This window comes from Paraburkholderia sediminicola, assembly GCF_046026895.1.
In the GTDB taxonomy this organism is placed as follows: domain Bacteria; phylum Pseudomonadota; class Gammaproteobacteria; order Burkholderiales; family Burkholderiaceae; genus Paraburkholderia; species Paraburkholderia sediminicola_C.
In genome coordinates this window covers 1-15744 of the sequence record NZ_JAQQEU010000021.1, presented here as the reverse complement: position 1 = coordinate 15744, position 15744 = coordinate 1, and the positions used below count along the sequence as shown (strand labels likewise).

Annotated in this window: 11 protein-coding genes; 6 read left to right on the top strand and 5 right to left on the bottom strand. The window is 65.8% G+C overall.

Translation table 11 applies throughout. The features are described 5' to 3' along the window. Nucleotides 1-201: 201 nt before the first annotated feature. Nucleotides 202-3780: a DNA polymerase III subunit alpha gene (gene dnaE / locus PQR02_RS16780; RefSeq protein WP_408232875.1), complete on the top strand. Its 3579-nt coding sequence runs from the start codon at nt 202-204 to the stop codon at nt 3778-3780. A gap of 235 nt (nt 3781-4015) precedes the next feature. On the opposite strand, the gene PQR02_RS16775 is transcribed toward dnaE, so the two are convergent. Further along, entirely contained in the window at nt 4016-4789 is a 774-nt protein-coding gene (locus tag PQR02_RS16775; protein ID WP_408232872.1) for a glycosyltransferase family 2 protein, read from the bottom strand. 345 nt (nt 4790-5134) lie between these two features. Between PQR02_RS16775 and msbA the strand changes: the two genes are divergently transcribed. Beyond that, nucleotides 5135-6928, top strand: coding sequence for a lipid A export permease/ATP-binding protein MsbA (msbA, locus tag PQR02_RS16770; RefSeq protein ID WP_408232869.1), 1794 nt, complete (start codon nt 5135-5137; stop codon nt 6926-6928). A gap of 156 nt (nt 6929-7084) precedes the next feature. Here the strand turns inward: msbA and PQR02_RS16765 are convergent, their stop codons facing one another. Beyond that, nucleotides 7085-8110, bottom strand: a complete 1026-nt coding sequence (locus PQR02_RS16765) for a glycosyltransferase family 2 protein (RefSeq protein WP_408232866.1) — start codon at nt 8108-8110, stop codon at nt 7085-7087. Between the two features lie 190 nt (nt 8111-8300). Between PQR02_RS16765 and PQR02_RS16760 the strand changes: the two genes are divergently transcribed. Continuing rightward, nucleotides 8301-9380 (top strand): glycosyltransferase family 4 protein, encoded by a 1080-nt coding sequence (locus PQR02_RS16760; RefSeq protein ID WP_408232863.1) that lies wholly within the window; start codon nt 8301-8303, stop codon nt 9378-9380. Nucleotides 9381-9515: 135 nt separating this feature from the next. On the opposite strand, the gene PQR02_RS16755 is transcribed toward PQR02_RS16760, so the two are convergent. Then, entirely contained in the window at nt 9516-10814 is a 1299-nt protein-coding gene (locus PQR02_RS16755; RefSeq protein ID WP_408232860.1) for an O-antigen ligase family protein, read from the bottom strand. A 386-nt stretch (nt 10815-11200) separates the two neighbouring features. On the opposite strand from PQR02_RS16755, the gene PQR02_RS16750 reads away from it, so the two are divergent. After that, on the top strand, nt 11201-12046 hold the full coding sequence (locus PQR02_RS16750) for a glycosyltransferase family 2 protein (RefSeq protein ID WP_408232857.1): 846 nt from the start codon (nt 11201-11203) through the stop codon (nt 12044-12046). Between the two features lie 56 nt (nt 12047-12102). On the opposite strand, the gene PQR02_RS16745 is transcribed toward PQR02_RS16750, so the two are convergent. Beyond that, a complete protein-coding gene (locus PQR02_RS16745) occupies nt 12103-12423 on the bottom strand; it encodes a hypothetical protein (protein ID WP_408232854.1) in 321 nt (106 codons plus the stop codon). 352 nt (nt 12424-12775) lie between these two features. On the opposite strand from PQR02_RS16745, the gene PQR02_RS16740 reads away from it, so the two are divergent. Together PQR02_RS16740 and PQR02_RS16735 are read left to right on the top strand one after the other, a co-directional pair. Next, complete coding sequence (locus PQR02_RS16740) at nt 12776-13699, top strand: recombination-associated protein RdgC (RefSeq protein WP_408232851.1); 924 nt, start codon at nt 12776-12778, stop codon at nt 13697-13699. A 12-nt stretch (nt 13700-13711) separates the two neighbouring features. Next, the gene (locus PQR02_RS16735; RefSeq protein WP_408232848.1) at nt 13712-14050 is read left to right on the top strand and encodes a hypothetical protein; all 339 of its coding nucleotides are present in this window, start codon (nt 13712-13714) and stop codon (nt 14048-14050) included. A gap of 347 nt (nt 14051-14397) precedes the next feature. Here the strand turns inward: PQR02_RS16735 and PQR02_RS16730 are convergent, their stop codons facing one another. Beyond that, on the bottom strand, nt 14398-15606 hold the full coding sequence (locus tag PQR02_RS16730) for an MFS transporter (protein WP_408232845.1): 1209 nt from the start codon (nt 15604-15606) through the stop codon (nt 14398-14400). Nucleotides 15607-15744: the final 138 nt, after the last annotated feature.

Genomic DNA, 15744 nt, shown 5'->3' with positions numbered 1-15744 from the left:
CGGCCGAATGGTCGGCCGGTTGCCCCAGATCAAATCGCCGGGCAACTTGCGGTGACGATTGATGCTGATCGGCGCCGATTGGCGCAACTGGCGCGCTTGGCCCGTCGCCGCAAGCCGTGCGCGGCGCTTCCGCTTGCGCGTCCTAAGCCGGATGGCTAACGCGCGGTTTTGGCCTGAACACGGCGGGAGGGTGGAGTTACAATGTCGCCCATGTCAGATCCCCGCTTCGTTCATCTCCGCGTTCACTCCGAATTTTCGATTGCCGATGGCATCGTGCGTCTTGACGACATCGTCAAGGCGGCAGCCAAAGACGGTCAGGGCGCACTCGCCCTCACCGATCTCGGCAATGCGTTCGGCCTCGTCCGTTTCTACAAGGAAGCCCGTGGCAAAGGGGTCAAACCCATTGCCGGCTGCGACGTCTGGATCACCAATCCGGACGACCGCGACAAGCCTTCCCGTTTGCTGCTGCTGGTCAAGGACCGGCGCGGCTATCTGAACCTGTGCGAGCTGCTCAGCAAGGCCTCGCTCACGAACCAGTATCGCGGCCGCGCGGAAGTCGAAGCCGGCTGGCTCGAATCGGGTCTCGGCGAAGGGCTGCTCGCGGTGTCGGGCGCGCAGCAGGGCGACGTCGGCCTCGCGCTCGCGGCCGGCAACGAGGAAGCGGCGAAGCGCAACGCGCTGCATTGGGCGAAGGTGTTCCCGAGCGGTTTCTACATCGAGTTGCAGCGTTGCGGTCAGCCGGGCGGCGAGCAGTATGTGCAGCAGGCGGTCGCGCTGGCGGCGTCGCTGAAATTGCCGGTGGTCGCCACGCATCCGATGCAGTTCATGACGCCGGACGACTTCACCGCGCACGAAGCGCGTGTGTGTATTTCCGAAGGCGACATTCTCGCGAATCCGCGCCGCCAGAAGCGCTTTACGTCCGAGCAGTATTTCCGCACGCAAGAGGAGATGGCCGCGCTGTTCGCGGACATTCCGTCGGCGCTCGCCAATACGGTCGAGATCGCCAGGCGCTGCAACCTCACGCTCGAACTCGGCAAGCCGAAGCTGCCGCTATTCCCGACGCCCGACGGCATGTCGCTCGACGACTACCTCGTGCTGCTGTCGAAAGAGGGGCTCGAAAAACGTCTCGAACAGTTGTACCCGATCGAGGCCGAGCGCGCCGCGCAGCGCGCCACGTATTACGAGCGCCTCGAATTCGAGTGCGGCACGATCATCAAGATGGGCTTTCCGGGCTACTTCCTGATCGTCGCGGACTTCATCAACTGGGCCAAGAACAACGGCGTGCCGGTCGGGCCGGGCCGGGGCTCGGGCGCGGGTTCGCTGGTCGCCTACGCGCTCGGCGTGACCGATCTCGATCCGCTGCGCTACAACCTGCTGTTCGAGCGTTTCCTGAATCCGGAGCGGGTGTCGATGCCCGACTTCGACATCGACTTCTGCCAGCACGGGCGCGATCGCGTGATCCAGTACGTGAAGGAGAAGTACGGCGCGGACGCGGTGTCGCAGATCGCGACCTTCGGCACGATGGCGGCGAAAGCGGCGGTGCGCGATATCGGCCGCGTGCTCGATCTCGGCTACATGTTCACCGACGGGATCGCGAAGCTGATTCCGTTCAAGCCGGGCAAGCACGTCACGATCGCCGACGCGATGAAGGAAGAGCCGCTGTTGCAGGAGCGCTTCGACAACGAAGACGAAGTGCATCAGCTACTCGAACTCGCCCAGCGTGTGGAAGGGCTCACGCGTAACGTCGGCATGCACGCGGGCGGCGTGCTGATCGCGCCCGGCAAGCTGACCGACTTCTGCCCGCTGTACACGCAGGGCGACGAAAGCGGCGTCGTCAGCCAGTACGATAAGGACGACGTCGAGGCTGTCGGCCTCGTGAAGTTCGACTTTCTGGGTCTGACCACGCTGACGATTCTCGACTGGGCCGAGCGTTATATCCGCCGTCTCGACCCGTCGAAGCAGGACTGGTCGCTCGGCCAGGTGCCGCTGGACGACCCGGCGTCGTTCTCGATCCTGAAGAAGGCCAACACGGTCGCCGTGTTCCAGCTGGAAAGCCGGGGCATGCAGGGCATGCTGAAAGACGCGCAGCCCGACCGCTTCGAGGACATCATCGCGCTGGTCGCGTTGTACCGTCCGGGCCCGATGGACCTGATCCCGAGCTTCTGTGCGCGTAAGCACGGCCGCGAAGTGGTCGAGTATCCCGATCCGCGCGTCGAACCTGTTCTGAAAGAGACCTACGGCATCATGGTCTACCAGGAGCAGGTGATGCAGATGGCGCAGATCATCGGCGGCTACTCGCTGGGGGGCGCCGACCTGCTGCGCCGCGCGATGGGTAAGAAGAAAGCCGAGGAAATGGCCCAGCATCGCGAACTGTTCCGGCAGGGCGCGGCGAAGAACGGGCTGACCGGCGAGAAGGCCGACGAAATTTTCGACTTGATGGAGAAGTTCGCCGGCTACGGCTTCAACAAGTCGCACGCGGCCGCGTATGCGCTGCTCGCGTACTACACCGCGTGGCTGAAGGCGCACCATCCGGCGGAGTTCATGGCGGCGAATATGTCGCTCGCAATGGACGACACGGACAAGGTCAAGATCCTGTTCGAAGACTGCCTCGCGAACAAGATGGCGGTGCTGCCGCCGGACGTGAATCTGTCCGCGTATCGCTTCGAGCCGGTTGCCGAGCCGGACGGCAAGCGCTCCAAAACCATCCGTTACGGGCTCGGTGCGATCAAGGGCAGCGGCCAGAACGCGATCGAAGAAATCCTGCGCGCGCGCGAGGACGGTCCGTTCATCGACATTTTCGATTTCTGCAACCGCGTCGACCGCCGGATCGTCAATCGCCGCACGATCGAGGCGTTGATTCGCGCGGGCGCGTTCGACACCTTGCACGCCAATCGCGCGCAACTGATCGCGTCGGTCTCGCTCGCGATGGAAGCGGCCGAGCAGGCGAGCGCCAATGCGTTGCAGGCAGGTCTGTTCGACATGGGCGACGCGCCGTCGCAAGGTCACGAACTGATCGACGAGCCGGAATGGCCGGAAAAAAAGAAGCTGCAGGAAGAGAAGGCCGCGCTCGGCTTCTACCTGTCGGGCCATCTGTTCGACGCGTACAAGGACGAAGTGCGGCGCTTCGTGCGGCAGAAGATCGGCGAGTTGAAGGAAGGGCGTGACAAGCTGGTCGCCGGGGTGATCGCGTCGCTGCGCACGCAGATGACCCAGCGCGGCAAGATGCTGATCGCACTGCTCGACGACGGCACGGGCCAGTGCGAAGTGACGGTCTTCAACGAGACTTTCGAGGCGCACAAGCCGTTGTTCAAGGAAGACGAACTGCTGGTCGTGCAAGGCCAGGCACGTAACGACGCGTTCACGGGCGGCATCCGCTTCACTGTCGACACGGTCATGGACCTCGGCCGCGCGCGCTGCCGTTACGCGGAAGCCGTGAAGGTGCAGATGAACGGCAATGCGGACGCGCTGGCGTTGCGTCGTGTGCTCGAAGCACATAGCGCGGGCAAGGACGAGCCGCAAGCGGCGGCTGCGCCGGCGGCTTCATCGCGCGGCGGCAATGGTGGCGGCGCGCGCAACGGCGGCGGCTATGGCGGCGACAATGGCCGTCAGCGTCAGGCGGTGCAGATTCCGAACGGCCTGGCGGTGCAGGTGGTCTATCGCAGCGAGAAGGCGCAAGGGGAGATGCGTCTGGGCGACGCCTGGCGCGTGAAGCCGACCGACGAGCTGCTTGCCGCGTTGCGCGGCGAGTTTGCGGGAAGCTCGATCGAGATCGTGTATTGAGGATTGGGTGTTGGTCGCGCGGGCCGGGCGGGTCGCTCGGTTCGCGCGGGCAAGACCCTGTCGGAAGTTGCGGCGGCGAATGCCGGCGGCGCGTTGTATTGTCGAAGCGGCTGACGCGATTCGAATGCGAGCGTTGCGCGATGCGGCGGTGCTCAACCTGGCGCGGCGTCGCTCCATGTCAACCAACGGGCAGCGAAGTTGATCACCGTCGTTCCATACCGCCTTTTCCGGCCACTTAGCGCCGCGTCTGCGCGCCCGTCTGTTCACCCAAACGCGCCAGCTTCATAAACCGGTAGTACACCGTTTCCGCATTGAACACCGCGATCATCAAGCCGGCCCGGCCATCCAGAAAGCCACGCCGCAGCAGGTAGGTCCGCACGAACGCCCACGCGCCGCGCCCGAGCGCCTTGCCGAAACTGCCGCGCTGACCCGCCACGTAACGTTGCTGTGCGCCCGCCGTCGAATACGCGTCGAGCTTGCGCAATACGCCTTCGAAGTCCTCGTACGAGTAGTGCATCAGCCTGCCCGTCAGGCGCTGGGCGGGCGTGTCGAACACTAGGCGCTCGTGCACGAGGTCGTCGGAAAAACGCGCGGCGCCGCGTTTGAACAGGCGCGGAATCCAGTCCGGATACCAGCCGCTATGATGAATCCAGTGGCCGCAGAAACTCGACAGCCGGTCCACCGCGTAGACGTCGGCGGTGGGCGCCATCAGCGCCGCGCGGATCGCTGACGCGAGTTCCGGCGAGACGATCTCGTCGGCGTCGATCGACAGAATCCAGCTCGTGCTGAGCGCGTCCACCGCGCGGTTCTTTTGCGGGCCGAAGCCCGGCCAGTCGGTTTGTGCGATCACGCGGGCGCCGTGCGCGCGGGCGATCTCGGTGGTGCCGTCGGTGCTGCCGCCGTCGATGACGACAATCTGATCGGCGAAGGCCACGGCTTGCAGGCATTCGGCCAGCCGTGCCGCCGCGTTTCGGGTGATGATGGCGACGCCGAGGGTGGTTTCTTGCATACCTGGATTGCGAAGGCGAAGTGACGGAAACGAGTTGCGCAAGCGAGCGGCGCAAACGGGTCACGCGAGTATACACAGCCGGGCTCATCCGGCCCTATGCCTGGTCGCGGGCGGCCAGGGCAGACGTGCGGCCGATACCGCGCGCTTTGCCTGGCGGCCTTCACGTCCAGCGGCACGTGGCCATGCGGCACGTCGTTCGTCGCCAGGCCGGTCGCCACGAAGCCGGCACCCGACCACCACGTCCGGGCCGCCGCGCCAACCGATTACAATGCTCCTTTTTGATATTCCCCGCGGCGGCCATTCCGCCCGTCGCGCGGTTGCCGTCCCGCATTCCCAGAGGATTCCTTGAGCGCGAAGCCAACGTTAAGCAAACCCATCGGTTCAGGTGAGGCGTCGTCGCCGGCGGTCGTCTTCCGGCGCCTTTGGCCGTATATCAAGCCGCTGCTGTGGGTGGTGGTCGGCGCGATCGCCGCGATGGCCGTCAGCGCCGGCACCGACGCGGCCATCCCCGCCTTGCTCAAGCCGCTGCTGGACAAAGGTTTCGGCGCGCACGCCAGCGACAACGCCAGGTGGTTCGTGCCGGTCGCGGTGATCGGCCTCGCGCTGGTGCGCGGCGTGTCGCAATATGTGTCTGGCTATCTGCTCGCGTACGTGTCGAACAAGATCCTGCTCGAACTGCGCCTGACGATGTTCAACCGCATGATCCACACGAGTGTCGCGTTCTTCCAGCGCGAGACCGCGAGCACGGTGATCAACGCGATCGTCTTCGAGGTGAACCAGATCCTCAACGTGCTGCTGAGCGTGATGGTGACGCTGGTGCGCGACTCGCTGACGGTGATCTTCCTGCTCGGCTACCTGTTCTATCTGAACTGGCGTTTGACGCTGATCGTCGCGGTGCTGCTGCCGGGGATCGGCTGGCTGGTCGGCAAGATCAACCGCCGCTTGCGGCGCCTGAACCGCGAGCATCAACTGCTCACCAACGAGCTGTCGTACATCGTCGAAGAGACGGTGGGTGGCTACAAGGTCGTCAAGGTGCATAACGGCGAGCAGTACGAAATCGACCGCTTCACGGCGATGAGCAAGCGCCTGCGCGGCTACGCGATGCGCATGACGGTTTCCGGCGGCCTCGCGCAGCCGTTGACGCAGTTCCTCGCGTCGATTGCGCTCGCCGTCGTGATCACGATCGCGGTGGTGCAGTCGTCGTCGGATCAGACCACGGTGGGCGGCTTCGTCGCGTTCGTCACGTCGATGCTGCTGATCATCTCGCCGCTCAAGCACCTGATGGACGTGAACCAGCCGCTGCAACGCGGGATGACCGCGGCCGAGCTGATCTTCGGTCTGATCGACGAGCCGTCCGAGCCGGCAGGCGGCGGCAAGCCGCTCGAGCGCGCGCGCGGCGAAGTGGAGTTCCGCGACGTGTCGTTCACTTACGGCACGAGCGTCACGCACAACCGCCACACGCTCGACCGGGTGTCGTTCAAGGTGGCGCCGGGCGAGATGGTGGCGCTGGCGGGCCCGTCGGGCAGCGGCAAGACCACGCTGGTGAACCTGCTGCCGCGCTTTTTCGATCCGACCGGCGGCGCGATTCTGGTCGACGGCGTGGCGCTGCCGGAATACGACCTGCACGCGCTGCGCAGCCAGATCGCGATGGTGAGCCAGGAAGTGGTGCTGTTCAACGACACGGTGGCGAACAACGTCGCGTACGGCCAGGCAGCCGATCCGGAGAAGGTCAAGGAGGCGCTGCGCGCAGCCAATCTGTGGGACACCGTCGAAACCATGCCGAACGGCATCGACACGCTGATCGGCGACAACGGCATGATGCTGTCGGGCGGACAGCGGCAGCGTCTGGCGATCGCGCGCGCGATCTACAAGGACGCGCCGATCCTGATCCTCGACGAAGCCACCTCGGCGCTGGATTCCGAGTCCGAACGCCATGTGCAGGCCGCGCTGGAAACCTTGATGAAGGGCCGCACGACGCTGGTCATCGCGCACCGCCTGTCGACGATCGAGCGCGCGAACCGGATTCTCGTGATGGAAGCGGGACGCATCGTCGAGAGCGGCAGCCATCGCGAACTGTTGCAGCATGAGGGGCTCTATGCGCATCTGCATCGCATCCAGTTCCAGCAGAACGCGGCCTGATCCGGCCGGTTCGAGCGGCGTCTGGCCCGAGGTTGGGCGCCGCGCCTCATCACGCTGCTGAGCGAGGCCCTTTTTTCATAGTCCGGCGGCGTCGGCCCGACGGCGCGACGGCGGCGGGCATTGGCCGCTCATCACCGCGCGCACCGAGGCGCGCCTTCAGCTGTGGTCTTTGCGCACGACGCGCTTGAGCCAGATCCCCGGCGCGTAGACCGCCGGACAACTCGCACATAGAAACATGCGGATGCGCAGCCCGAGCTTCACGCCGGCACCGTGCATCAGCAAACCAATACGCTCCCCTGGACTGCCCGCCTCGAACATCGCGCGGATGAACTGCTCACGTGCGAGCTTGGGCGCCATCGCCGCGCGCATGCGCTCGCCCACGCCGCCGATCTCGGCGTCGCGCTGCAGTTGCGCGAGTTCCGCCAGCCCATGGCGATTGCTTTGGCGCATCCGCGCGATCAGTTCGTCCACCGAGCGGTAACGGCGTTTGCGCGACAGCCCGCCGCGCCGGTAGCGCACCAGCGGCTCGCGCAGACTCACCGCGCCGCCCGACAGGATCGCGCGCAGCACCATGATCTGATCCTCGGCGGCCGCGCCCGGCAGCATCGGCCCGAAACGCTCGAACAGACGCCGCGACCACGTATGCGCCGCGCCGATCAGCCAGGGGCGGCTGGCCAGCCAGTCGTCGAACGTGCGGTAGGTATCCAGTTCGGTCGGGCTGAGCCGTTCGTGAACGTTGCCGGCTTCGTCCATGTCGGCGAGATCGGTGGCGATCAGGTCGGGACGGCGCTCGCGCGCGAGCCAGAGATCGACCACCCGTTCGCAGCGCGTGGGCGCCGACATGTCGTCGCCAGCGGCGACGAACAGCAGTTCGCCCTGTGCCCTCTGCGCGATTTGTGACAGGTGCGCGCTGATCCCCTGGTTGGTTGCGTTGCGCCGCGTGACCACCCGATGCGGGCCGCGGTAGCCGGCGAGCGCCGCTTCGATCGCGGCGAAGGTGGCGTCGCTCGACGCGTCGTCGGAGATGATGATTTCGAGCGGCTGATAGGTTTGCGCGAGTGCGCTGCGCACCGCGTCGCCGATCTGCTCGGCCTGGTTGTACGCGATCAGCAGCAGTGTGACCAGCGGGCGCTCGGCGGGCGGCGCGGCGGAGGAAGAGTGGGGTGACGGGCTATCGGTCATGAAGTGGGGGCGGGTGCGATTGGGCTAGATTCTAATCGGTGGCGCGCGGGCTGCGCGATGCGCGTCGCGAGCAGGGCATCCTTTACAATTGCCGCTGCTTTCGCACAACCAACGCGAACCAACGCAAAAACCGGCCCGCGCGGCCTTGCGCCGCGTATTGGCCGCATCAGCACTCACCGAGATCCGATCCTTGTCCGAGCCGACCCGCCGCCCACTCACCGACATCGCGCTGACCGCCCAGGCGCTGAAGAATAGCGGCGGCGCCGAGCGCTACACCCGCGACGTGATCGCCGGTTTGCATCGGATGGGCTTGCGGCCGACGCTCTTCGCCCGCGAAATCGACCGCGCGCTGCCCGAGGCAGCGTGGATCGACGCGCAGCCGCTGAACGTGCGCTGGGCGCCGCGCAAGCTGCGCAATCTGGCGTTCGACTGGCGGCTGAAGCAGCGGCTCAAACGGCACAGGCCCGTCTGCGTGTTTTCGATCAATCACTCCACCCAGGCCGACGTCGCGTTGTGCGGCGGCACGCATCAGGGCTCGCTCGAAGCCGCCGGGCGCCGCGCGCGGCGCAGCGACGAATGGCAGATCGACATGGAGCGGCGCGTCTACACGCACGCGCGGTCGATCGTCGCGCATTCGCAATTGATGAGCCGCGAGTTGCAGCGCTTTTACGGCGTGCCCGCCGGGCGTATCGACGTGCTCTATCCGCCCGTCGACACCGCGCGCTTCCAGCCGCTCGCCGACGCGGCGCGCGCGGCGGTGCGCCGTCAGCTCGACCTGCCCGAAGACCGGGTGATCTTCCTGTTTTCGTCGACCAGTCACGAACGCAAAGGCTATCCGTTGCTGGAAGAATTCTTTGCACGGACCACGCTGCCGGTGTGCCTCGTCGTGGCGGGGCGCCCCGTGCCGAAAACCGGCGAGACGATTCGCTATCTCGGCTACAGCAAGGAGATGGAGAAGCTTTTCGCGGCGGCCGACTTCACGGTCGTCGCGTCCGCGTATGAGCCGTTCGGGCTGGTGGGCGTCGAGTCGGTGATGTGCGGCACGCCGCTCGTGATCGCGGACAACGTCGGCTCGGCGGAGACGGTGACGGGGGCGGCGAAGATCGAGTTTTCGCGCCAGTCGGCGGGGAATTTCGAGCGGGCGATCGAGCAGGCGGTGCAGCGGGTGCGCGACGGCGGCGCGCGGATCACGCAGCCGCTCGACTGTCTGGTGTACGACCCGAGTGTCGATGCTCATGTCGCCGCGCTGTATGCGCTGTTCACGCGTTGAACTGACCGATGAACGCCGCGCGCCGCAGCGCGGCCGAAGCGGGGCAGCGCAAGCCGGCCGATGGGCGGAACGTGGGTAGCCTTCGCAACTTCGCCGAACCCGCTCAGCGCCGGCCTCGAAGAAACTGGCGCGAGCTCAGACCTTGACGCGTGCCGCGCGGCGCGTCGCGTTCGACGCGGGCGCTGGCGCCATTTGCCGCAGCTCGCGCTTTCTCGCATCGACGACCGCCAGCAGCGCCGCGACCAGCAGCGCGAGCAGCACGGTGACCATGATCGGCACGAGCACGTCGATGGTGAGGCCGAAAATCACCGTGCTGGTGGCGACCGCGAGGCCCGCATAGGAGGCCGCGCGGATGGCCGGATCGGTCGAGCGCCGGTGCCGCCAGAAATACACCGAGATCCCGTGGTAGAACAGCAGCAGGCAGATCACGCCGATCGCGCCCATCTCGGCGAGCGTCGAGAAGAAGTCGCTGTGCGCGCGCTCGTTGACGATTTCGGCTTTCACTTCGCCGCGTTTGGCCAGCACGTCCAGCTCGTCGACCAGACGCCCCTTGCCGATTCCGTACACTGGGTGCTGCATGAAGATCAGCCGCGATGCGTTCCACAATTGCAGACGCAGCCCCACTGGCGTGGAGTCCTCACCCTTGTGCATCATCGACACGTCGGTCGACGCTTCGGAGATGCGCTTCTGGATGCGCTCGGTCGACAGCAGCGCGCCGGCCACGAGCACGATCGCCAGCATCGCGATCAACAGACGCTTCCTGTGCGCAAACCACTGATACTGCATGCCGAGCAGCACGACGAAGACCGGCACGGCCAGCCAGCCGCCGCGCGTGCCCGACAGATACGACGCATAGCCACCCGAGACTAGCGCCACGAGGCGCGGCAGCAGCACGCGCCAGTCGCGCGGATTGTCCCAGCCGAGCGTGAAGACCGACAGAAACGCGAGCAGCAACGCGGTATCGCCGAACGGGATCGCATTCGTGTAGGAATTATTCAGACGGTTCGCATCGGTCCATCCGCCGGGGGGCTGATCGACGATCGCCCAAACACCGACCGCCAGCGCGCCGACCGCGCAGCCCCAGCCGATCATGCGCAAATTGCGCGACGGCAATTGCCGCAGCAGCAGGAACACCGGCAACGCCAGCACGAAGCGCGACAATGCGTCGAACTGTCGGGGCAGCCAGTAGCCGAACACCAGTTGCTGGACGCCGATCGCCACGACGAGGGCCAGCATGCCGACGGTGAACCAGCCGTAGGTGCGCAGCGCGGAGAAATAGCCCGGCATGCGGCGGTTGACCACAGCGGCGCCGAGCGCCAGCGCGAGAAGTGCGAAGAAGCAGTAGCCGGTGCCCCCGCGCCACATCAGATTGACGGCGGGCGCGAGAAACAGCAGGGCTGAGCTGAGCCAGACCAGACTGGAAGCAAAAATCATAGGGCAACAATTTGTATGAACACTACCGTTCCGGTGGTGGGGTTGCTGGGAAGCCGGACCATTTGGTGACATTTTCAAGACGGTAGAGCGACCGCGATTATAACCGTGCCCCTCCTTGCAGAATGCTTGCTGTCGGGCGCAGGCCGTGGTCTGCGCGGCGGCGGCCGGCGAGACGGGGCGGCGCGCGGTCATTCGGGCCGCCTGGCGTGCGACCACTGAGCGCATGAGCGCCGCAAGCCTGCCGCCTGCGCGATAGCGCGGCCGCCAGCCTCGCAACCGGCGCCGCAAGGTTTGTCGCCCGGGCCGGCGGCGGTACAATCGCCGCGAAACTCATGACCGGCGCGCGGCGCCCGCCGCGCCCGCACGCAGCTCAACGGACCGCATCGATGTTCTCAATCATCATTCCGACCTGGAACAACCTGCCTTACCTGCGCCTCGTGATCGAGAGCCTGCGGCGCCATTCGACGCACGCGCATCAGATGATCGTGCACGTCAACGACGGCTCGGACGGCACGCTCGCCTGGGTGCGCGACGAAGGCATCGAACATACGGCGTCGCCCGGCAACATCGGTATCTGTCACGCGGTCAACCTCGCGGCGGCGCGGGCCACGCGCGACTACATCGTCTACATGAACGACGACATGTACTGCTGCCCCGGCTGGGACGACGCGCTCGTCAAACGCCTCGCGCAGATGCCCGCCGACAACCTGTTCATGCTGTCCGGCACGATGATCGAACCCGTCGACTCCGGCAATCCGTGCGTGGTCGTGCAGAATTTCGGCCGCGACGTGCAGTCGTTTAGCGCCGAGCAGCTGGTCGCCGCGACGCCCGGCCTCGTGCGCGCCGACTGGCGCGGCGCGACCTGGCCGCCAACGCTCGTGCATCGCGACTGGTGGCATAAGGTGGGCGGGTATAGCAGCGAACTGAGTCCCGGCATGAGCAGCGACAACGACTTCTCGATGAAGCTGTGGGACGCCGGCTGCCGCGTGTTCCTCGGTGTCGGCGACAGTCTGGTCTATCACTTCCAGCAGAAGAGCACCGGCAAGGTCGTCAAGAACGACGGGCGTCGCCAGTTTCTCAACAAGTGGGGCATGACGCAGGCCACTTTCGATCGTTACTATCTGCGCCGGGGCACCGCTGTCGAAGGCGGGCCGGCGGTCACCGAGCCTGAGCGCACCGGGCGTCTGCGGCGCGCGCTGCTGAAGTCGCGGATCAAGCGGGCGTTCGGCTGACGGGTGCCGGTGTCCGGGCGGGGCGCTCACGTGAGCGTCCGTGCCGCTCACGGGCATCACACCCCGCCCGTCACCAGCGGCAGTACCGTCAAGTCCGGATGCGTGCCGTCGATGATGCTGCGGCCCACATGCACGGCTTCGTAAAGTGCTTCGTCCTCGCCGGCGAAGCTCTCTTCGCCATCCGCATGAAACGGCACCGCGTGGCCGGGAATGGCGGGATCGGCGCCCGGGTGGCAGACGTAGCCGAGATAGGTGTAACGGTTATCCGCCGCGGCTGACGGGTTCGCTGCGTCGGGTGCATTTTTGGGAACAGGTGACACGTGAATTTCGAAGCCCTCGTATTCCACTACTTGCCAGTGTGCGGTTTCATCGGCCATGGCCGCCTCCGTCTTGGTCGTATCTATCAAAAAGTCTAGGTGATTTGCGCGTAAAGCGCGCTCCAGAACGGATAGGACAAAACCATTACGGCCTGACCAAGCCGAGCGGCATCAGCCGGGCGACGCGGGAAACTGATGAGGTGGCAGTGGCGTGCTCCAGAGAAGGCGAAGTGAACGTGAAGCGGACCACACGCATTCGCTGGCTAGTAAGTGGTGTCTGATATTCGGTCTGTCGCTTAAATGAATTTCGCTTCCCGGTTGGAAATAGCCGGCGAGTCGAGGGGCTCGACGAGCGCGCCGCGGCCCGGTCGTCATATAGAATGTCGCGCTTTGCCCGGAAACGACCTCGCCCATGTGGTTCAAAAACCTTCAGTTGCACCGCCTTCCCGCTCCGTGGTCCGTCACCCCTGAACAGATGCAGAAGTGGCTCGCGCCGCACGCGTTTGCACCCGGCAACAGCGTCGAGATGCAAAGCCACGGCTGGGCGTCGCCGCGCGACAACGACTCGCTGGTGTACGCGCTCAACGGCCAGATGCTGCTGGTGTTCCGCACCGAAAAGAAACTGCTGCCCGCGTCGGTCGTCACCCAGGTGACCAAGGCGCGCGCGCTCGAACTCGAAGAGCAGCAGGGCTTCAGGCCTGGCCGCAAGCAGATGCGCGAACTCAAGGAGCAGGTCACCGACGAACTGCTGCCGCGCGCGTTCAGCATTCGCCGCGACACCCGCGTGTGGATCGACTGCAAGAACGGCTGGCTCGTGATCGACGCGGCCTCGCAAGCCGTCGCCGATGAAGTGCGCGGCCTGCTGGTGAAGTCGATCGATCAGTTGCCGCTCGGCACCGTGCGCGTCACGCAGTCGCCGGTCGCGGCGATGACGGAATGGCTGCTCTCCGGCGAGGGTCCGGCAGGCTTCACGCTCGACCAGGACACCGAATTGCGCTCGCCCACGGAAGGCAACGCCACCGTGCGCTACGTCGGACATACTTTGGACACCGAAGATATGCGCCGGCATATCGAAGCCGGCAAGCAATGCATGCGTCTCGCGATGACGTGGAACGATCGCGTGTCATTCGTGCTGACGCCTTCGTTGACGATCAAGCGCATCGCGCCGCTCGACGTGCTGAAGGAAGCGAGCGATCCGACCGCGCAGAACGACGATGAGCGCTTCGATTCCGACCTCACGCTGATGACCGCCGAGCTCGACCGCATGCTGACGGATCTGCTCGATGCGTTGGGCGGTGAGCAGGGTGAGGCGATGCCGCAAGCTGCGGCGGCGTGACCGGTTGTTGATATGTTGCAGATCGTCTCCGCGCGAGTGGGCCGCTGTCGCTCGTGGCGGCTCGCGATGATCGGCGGCGGCCTCGAAATCGCGCCGGCGATTTTTTTCTTCAAGCGCCGGGTTCGATATCAGACGGCTGCGCCGCTTCCGGGACGCGTGTCGCGTGCGCTGGAGGCGGCGCTCGAAGGCGCGTCGGCGTTCGCGCTCAGCATGCTGGGCGACCCGCGGCCATCGCGCTGGCCCAGGATGGCGCGCGTTGCGGTGCGCCGGATGATGCAGTCGCGTCGGCAATGGCGCGCAGAGGCGCGTCATGCGTCGGCGGCGCAGGACGCGCAGCTCGGCGTTGCGTAGGGCGCGGCGCGGGATTGAAGGGAGCGCGTGCCCAACTTCGGCATCGCGCTGAAAATGGCAATCGCTTCAACGGCTTGCGGATTTTGGCCGATAGTTATGCACAGATTTGTGCCCAGTTTCTGTTGATAACTTCCGTGCGCCGCATCACAGCCCAATGAATTAATTCACTCAAAAATGGCGGGCGTATGCTGATTCCATCAGCCATTGCTGAAGTCCGCTGCGACGTGCCAACCGAACACGCGCATTGCGGCGTTAAGTACTGAAGCTCCGCTTAAGGCATGACGACATGGTGTGCATCGCCTTCCGGATCCGCGAACCTGGCGGCGCTCATCGGACCGGATAAGGCGTCATTCCCCAAGCGCCAGTGCACGCTTGCGCCGCCACAGCGCCGAGCCGATCGACACCGCCGCCCCGATGCCGCCCATCGCGACCGCAAGCGTCACGATCAGCGGGCCCGTTTGCGTGCGCGTGGAGAACAGCGTGACCAGCAAGCCGGCGAGCGGCTGAGTCATGTTGTTCAGCAGGATCACCACGCCGGTCGTCTTGCCGTAGTCCGCCGGCGGAATGATTCGCTGACGCGCGCTGCGGATGTAGACGTTGAACATCTTGTCGAAGCCGACGATCAATAGAAAGCCGAGCGCATAGCCCCAGGGCGCCGCACTCGTGCCGGCGATCACGCCGCCCGCGCAGATCGCCACGAAAGCGACCCGGCCGAGCACGCGGGCCGGCCATGCAGTGCGCGCGATCGTCAAAAGAATCAGCACCGTGGCGACGGCGCCGGCCGTTTGCAGGCCGGCATAGTAGTGGTTCGACTGCGCGTGATAACCCGTCACCATGGCGGCCGACGTGGCCAGCGTCACGCCGATCACGAGGTTTTCGGCGGCTGCCAGCAGCACGACCTTCTTCAGACCAGGCAGCACCAGCACATGGCGCAGTGCGATGCGCAACGGCAGGCTCCAGTGGCCCGCGGCCTCGGGCGGTGGATTGCCGGGGTTAAACCCGCTCGTGCGATGCCACAGCAGCAAGGCGCCATCGGCGGTGAGAAACAGCGCGCCGGTGATGCCCACCACCGCTTCCCAGCGCCACCAGCCGAGCAGCAGCGCGGCCAGCAGCGGGCCGAGGACGAAGCCTGACTGGTCGGCCAGTTGCGAGTAGGCGAGCACGCGCTGAAACTGCCGCGTGCTGAAGATTTGCGGCAGCATGACTTCGCGCGCCACCAGCCCCTGACTCGTGAGCACGCCGCACGCCGCCGACAGCGCGATCAGCCAGCCGATCCCGCCGCACAGCGCGTACGCGAGCACGCCGCCGAAACACACCAGCGCGCGCACGGCCTGACTGACCCGCATCAGCCGGAGCGGCGAGATGCGGTCGCACAATGCGCCGAAGAACGGGAACACCAGGTAGCGCGGCAGCGTTTCGATGAAAAACGCCAGGCCTGACCACGAGACCTGGCGTGTGGTCTGGAATACGACGAGGGGGACGAGAAACAGCAGGACCTGATCGGCGAGACGCGCGATGAACAACGAGCAGAAAAATGCCTGATGGTTGACTCGCACTGGTTGTGGTCCCGCCGTTTATGGGTCGAGACCGATGCTATCAAAGATGGCGCCGTCGCGGGGGGGGGGGGGGGGGGGGGGGCGCGGCCCGCGGCGGGCGGGGGGGGGGGGGGGGGGGGGGGGGTGGGGGGGCGGGGG

Bases quoted from the DNA above. Each gene is read 5' to 3' on its own strand.
- dnaE (WP_408232875.1), top strand. From the start codon at position 202: ATGTCGCCCATGTCAGATCCCCGCTTCGTTCATCTCCGCGTTCACTCC.
- PQR02_RS16775 (WP_408232872.1), bottom strand. From the start codon at position 4,789: ATGCAAGAAACCACCCTCGGCGTCGCCATCATCACCCGAAACGCGGCG.
- PQR02_RS16765 (WP_408232866.1), bottom strand. From the start codon at position 8,110: ATGACCGATAGCCCGTCACCCCACTCTTCCTCCGCCGCGCCGCCCGCC.
- PQR02_RS16755 (WP_408232860.1), bottom strand. From the start codon at position 10,814: ATGATTTTTGCTTCCAGTCTGGTCTGGCTCAGCTCAGCCCTGCTGTTT.
- PQR02_RS16750 (WP_408232857.1), top strand. From the start codon at position 11,201: ATGTTCTCAATCATCATTCCGACCTGGAACAACCTGCCTTACCTGCGC.
- PQR02_RS16745 (WP_408232854.1), bottom strand. From the start codon at position 12,423: ATGGCCGATGAAACCGCACACTGGCAAGTAGTGGAATACGAGGGCTTC.
- PQR02_RS16740 (WP_408232851.1), top strand. From the start codon at position 12,776: ATGTGGTTCAAAAACCTTCAGTTGCACCGCCTTCCCGCTCCGTGGTCC.
- PQR02_RS16735 (WP_408232848.1), top strand. From the start codon at position 13,712: ATGTTGCAGATCGTCTCCGCGCGAGTGGGCCGCTGTCGCTCGTGGCGG.